Annotated in this window: 4 protein-coding genes; 2 read left to right on the forward strand and 2 right to left on the reverse strand. The window is 71.4% G+C overall.

Translation table 11 applies throughout. The features are described from left to right. Window positions 1-2,108 (forward strand): dipeptidyl-peptidase 3 family protein (locus D7V93_RS37455; protein ID WP_120647892.1); only part of this gene is annotated, 2,108 nt, incomplete at its 5' end. 9 nt (window positions 2,109-2,117) lie between these two features. Here the strand turns inward: D7V93_RS37455 and D7V93_RS37460 are convergent. Further along, a complete protein-coding gene (locus D7V93_RS37460) occupies window positions 2,118-3,296 on the reverse strand; it encodes an AI-2E family transporter (protein WP_120647893.1) in 1,179 nt (392 codons plus the stop codon). A gap of 140 nt (window positions 3,297-3,436) precedes the next feature. On the opposite strand from D7V93_RS37460, the gene D7V93_RS37465 reads away from it, so the two are divergent. After that, complete coding sequence (locus tag D7V93_RS37465) at window positions 3,437-3,853, forward strand: DoxX family protein (RefSeq protein WP_120647894.1); 417 nt, start codon at window positions 3,437-3,439, stop codon at window positions 3,851-3,853. A 22-nt stretch (window positions 3,854-3,875) separates the two neighbouring features. On the opposite strand, the gene D7V93_RS37470 is transcribed toward D7V93_RS37465, so the two are convergent. Next, the coding region (locus D7V93_RS37470) for a threonine/serine exporter family protein (protein WP_147451545.1) at window positions 3,876-5,108 on the reverse strand (1,233 nt) is incomplete at its 5' end.

A 5,108-nucleotide genomic window follows, 5' to 3' on the forward strand; every position in this document is an offset into this window, starting at 1 on the left:
CGCCCGCCCAGGCCGCGCAGCCCAGCCTCACCGTGCCCGGCGGGAAGTTCCTGCGCGCCCGCTCCGGCAACACCGCCGTCGCCCAGATGTTCGCGCCCGGCGTCGCGGAGCTCTCCGCCGCGGAGAAGCGCGTCGCGTGGTCGCTGACCCTCGCGGCGCACGCGGGCGAGGACATCGCGTACGACCAGCTCGGCTGGAAGCTGGTGCCGGCGAAGCGGCTGCTGGAAGGCGCCTGGGTCTTCGGGCGGGATGCCCAGAGCGGCGCGTCCGGCTTCGACGCGAAGCTGGCGGACTACCTGCTGCGCTTCTACGGCCACGGCGGCAACCACGACAGCACCACCGGCCAGAAGTTCGTCCCGGGCTTCACCGCCGAGCAGCTCAATGCCGCCGCCCTGCGCGCCCTCAAGGCCGGCGCTCCGTACCCGGTGAAGGACGAGGCCGCGCTCCAGGCGTGGCTCCAGGAGCTGCGGCCCACCCTCTTCGACGCGGCGTTCGAACCGCAGCTCACCTCCAAGGCCCCGCCGCCCGGACAGGACCTGCTCACGGCGTCCTCCAACACCGCCTACGGCCCCGGCGTGACGGAGAAGGACCTTGCGGGCTTCCAGGAGAAGTACCCGCTCAACTCGCGCGTGGTGAAGCAGGACGGCAAGCTCGTGGAGCAGGTGTTCCGCGCCGGCACGCCGGACGGCAAGGTGAAGCCGGGGCTGTACGCGCAGGAGCTGTCGCGCGTCATCGCGCACCTCCAGGAGGCGATGAAGTCCGCGGAGCCCGCGCACCGGGCCGCGCTGGGCAAGCTGGTGCGCTACTTCCAGACGGGCAGCCCGAAGGACTGGGACGCGTACAACATCGCGTGGCTCAAGGTGGACCCGAAGGTGGACGCCAACCTGGGCTTCATCGAGACGTACGTCGACCCTCGCGGCCACAAGGGGCAGTGGGAGGCGCTCATCAACTACCGCGACGCGAAGGAGAACCAGATCATGGAGCTCATGGGTCGCAAGGCCCAGTACTTCGAGGACCGGCTGCCCTGGCCCGCGCAGTACCGCCGCAAGAAGGTCGCGCTGCCGGTGGCCAAGGCCATCAACCTCATCACGTCCTACCCGCAGCCGCCCGCGGGCATCAACCTGCCCAACGAGCAGCACATCCGCGAGAAGTACGGCAGCAAGAGCGTGATGGTGACCAACGTCATGGAGGCCGCCTCCGCCGTCACGCGGCTGCCCCTGGCGCTGGAGTTCTCCCGCACGGCCGAGGACCGCGAGCAGGCGCAGCGCCACTCCGTCACCGCGCGCAAGTGGCTGGTGGCCTTCCATGAGGTGCTGGGCCACGCCTCCGGGCAGGTGGACGCGAAGCTCAAGGGCCAGTCCCCGTCCGTGTTCCTGAAGGAGTACGACAACACGCTGGAGGAGGCCCGCGCGGACCTCGTCGCGCTGTGGCACGCCTTCGACCCGGCGCTCGCGGAGCTGTCGCCGGACCACGACGCCATCGCGAAGCAGATGTACCGGGACTTCCTGGTGGAGGGGCTCACCAACCTGCGCCGGGTGGAGACGGGCAACGCGTTCGAGGAGGACCACCAGCGCGGCCACCACATGACGGTGACGTTCCTGGAGGAGAAGGGCGTCGTGAAGCCGGTGGTGGAGAACGGCCGCACGTACCTCACCGTCCCGGACTACGCGAAGATGCGCGAAGCGGTGGGCGAGCTGCTCTCGCGCCTGATGATCATCAAGGCCACCGGCGACTACGAGGGCATCCGCGCGCTGGTGCAGGAGAAGGGCATCCACTTCGACCCGAAGCTGCGCGACGAGGTCGCCCGCCGCGTGAAGGCCGTGGACGTGCCCACGGTGCTGCTGCTCAATTCGCCGCGCGTGGTGCCGGTGCTGGACGCGAAGGGGGAGGTGGTGGACCTGAAGGAGGACACCACCCAGGCCTTCGTGGATCAGCACCTGGAGCGCAGCGTGCTGGGACGGCTTCCCCCCGCGGAGGCCCGCCGCGTCGCGGTGAAGCTCGCCGGTTCGCCGGACGCGCTGCGCGAGGCGTACCGCTCGCTGGGGGCGGAAACGACTTCGGCGCCGCCCGCCACGAAGGGGGCCGCGCCGAAGAAGTCCACTCCCTGAAGCGGAGCGTCAGTGCTTGGGCGGCGTGTCCACGTCGGTGAGGGGCTGCCCCGACTCCGACGTGAGCACGACGTGCCCGGTGGCGGACTCCACCGGCGGGCCGCCCGGCGTGGCCGGGTCGCCCAGGCGCGGGTTGGGCCGTCCGTAGTCGCGCTCGTAGATGCGCACCACGGAGAGGAAGAAGGCGACGATGAGCGGCCCCAGCAGCAGGCCCACCGTGCCGAACGCCGCGAGGCCGCCCAGCAGCGCGAAGAAGATGACGGCGCCGTGCTGGTTCATGCCCTTCTTGGCCAGCAGCGGCTTGACGACGTTGTCCACCAGGCCCACCACCACCACGCCCCAGATGGCGAGGAAGAGGGCCGCCCAGGGGTGCCCGCTGAGGAACATCAGGCCCGACGCGAGCAGCACCACCACCGCCGCGCCCACCGCGGGGATGAGCGCGAAGAAGAAGGTGAGGCCCGCGAAGAACAGCGGCGCCGGCACCCCCACGATGAGGAAGCCCACCAGCGCGGCCACGGCCTGCACGCCCGCGGTGGCCACCGTGGACACCAGCACCGACACCGACGTGCCCCGGAACTCGCGCAGCAGCTCCTTCGTCTGTCCGCGCCGCAGCGGCGACACGCTTTCAATCCATTGCACCAGCCGCTCGCCGTCGGTGAGGAAGAAGAAGAGCGCGATGAGCATCATCGTCGTCTGGAGCAGCAGCGAGCCCGTGGCGGCCACCGCGCCCGTCACGGCCCGGGCCGCCGTGCCGCCCTGGTTCGTGACCTGCTCCTGGACCTTCTTGTCCAGCTGCTCCTGCTCCAGCGGGAGCCGCTCGATGAGCGAGCTGACCGGCCCCCGGAGGCCGCCAGGCAGCTTCCCCACGAGGCCATCCATGCCGTCCTTCTGCACCGTCTGGCTCACGAAGCGCGCCCCCTCGGTCACCTCCGCGACGACGAAGGCGGTGAGGCCTCCCAGGGGCAGCAGCAACGCCAGCACGGTGCCCGTGACGATGATGCCGGCGGACACACTGCCGTGGCCGCGCAGGCGCTTCCTCAGCCGTTTGTGCAGGCCATGGAAGGTCCCGGCCAGCACCGCCGCCAGGAAGAGCGCCTCCCCGAACGGCCGGATGACCAGGCACAGGAGGAGGATGGACAGCAGGATGAGACCGACGAAGACGCGGCGAGCAACCTGATCAGAGGCCATGGCCCTTCAAAATTAAGGAGCCTGGCCTCAAGGCGGGAGCCCGCCCGGTCGGAATGTTGCAGGAGGAATTCCCGGTACTTCGTCTGCCTGCCTGCTCGCTTTGCTTGGGGGCGGCGAAGGGGACGGTAGAGTGTGGCGCCATGCCGCCCTTCGACTCCGCCCGCTTCACCCTCTGGCTTCCCCAGGTGCTGTGCGCCGCCTTCCTGGCCATCCTCTTCCTGCAGTCCGGCCTGGACAAGGTCGTGGACTGGAAGGGGAACCTGGGGTGGCTGACCGGCCACTTCGCCAAGTCGCCCCTCAAGGGCGTGGTGGCCCCGATGCTGGCGGTCATCACGCTGATGGAGCTGGCGGCAGGCGCGCTGAGCGCGGCGGGCGCGGTGGCGCTGGTGGTCAACGGCAACCCGTTCCTCGCGTACCTGGGCGCGGTGCTGTCGGCGGTGTCGCTGCTGGCGTTGTTCTTCGGCCAGCGCATGGCGAAGGAGTACGCGGGGGCGGCGGTGCTGGTGCCGTACTTCGTGGTGGCGCTCGCGGGGGTGTACCTGCTTCGCCTGACTTGAGCCGGCCTTCCTCCCGCGCGCCTCAGAGCACCTTGCGCGGGGGCATGATGGCGTTGGCGGACAGGAGGCCCGTCGCCAGCGCCACCGCGACCAGCAGCATGGAGAAGGCGGTGTCCACGCCGGCCACCACGTCGCGTTCCAGCAGCGACGCGAGGCTGCGGAAGCCCACGCTGCCGGGGACGAGCAGCATCAGGCCCGGCACCACGGTGGTGACGGACGGGCGGTTGCGAAGTCGCGCCAGCGCGTTGCTGCCGATGCCCAGGAGCAGCGCCCCCACGAACGCGCCCAGCTGTGGCCCCAGGAGCAGCGTCCCCAGGCGGGCGCCTCCGAACGCGGCGGCGCCGGCCAGGGCAATCCAGCCCCAGTCCCGGGGCCGGGCGCGGAAGAGCACCGCGATGGCGAAGCCCGCGACGACGAGCGCGGCGACGGCGGTGCCGGGAGGAAGCACCGTGGGCAGGGGCCCCACGGGCATGGGAGGCAGCACCGTGGCCACGCGGCTGCCCAGGGCCACGCCGAAGCCCAGCTGGAGGAACACCAGCGCCGCGTGGGTGAGGCGCGACGTGCCGGAGATGAGGTTGCGCGTGGCCACCTCGTTGACGGCGATGGTGAGGGTGAGGCCGGGCAACAGGACAATCAGCCCCGCGAGCGTGGCCACCTCGACGTGCAGGGGGCCGAGGAAGTGCGCGGCGAGGCCCGCGAACGCGGCGGAGAGCACGGCCGCCACGGGCTCCAGCACGCGCGCGGTGGTGGGCTGCTTGCGGGTGAAGAGGTCCACCAGTCCGATGCTCAGGCTGCTGAAGCCCGCGACGCCCATCTCCTTCCAGCCGCCACCGAAGAGGATGGCCGCGGCCCCTCCGGCCAGCATCCAGCAGAGCAGCTGCACGGCGGGGCCGTAGCGCGGCGGGCGGGCGAGGATGGCCTCCACGTCCAGGGCGCCCTGCGAGGGCGTGATGCGCCCCTGGATGACGTCGTCCGCGAGCAGGTCCAGGAGGATGAGGCGCTCCAGGTCCGTGTCCCCGGGCTCCACGCGGATGAGGCTGGTGCGCAGCTCCTCGGCCCGGCCGAAGGAGGCGAAGATGGAGGTGGGGGTGGAGAAGAAGCGGGCCTCCAGGCCCAGCCGCTCGCACACCCGCTGCATCAGCCCCTCCAGGCGGTGCGCGGGCGTGCCGTGCCGGTGCAGGGCGTGCGCCAGGCGCAGCACGAAGGCCACCGCCGGGCCGGGAGGGGGCGGCGAGAGTGAGGCGAGGAGCTCGGG

The sequence above is a fragment of the Corallococcus llansteffanensis genome (genome assembly GCF_003612055.1).
Taxonomy (GTDB): Bacteria; Myxococcota; Myxococcia; order Myxococcales; family Myxococcaceae; genus Corallococcus; species Corallococcus llansteffanensis.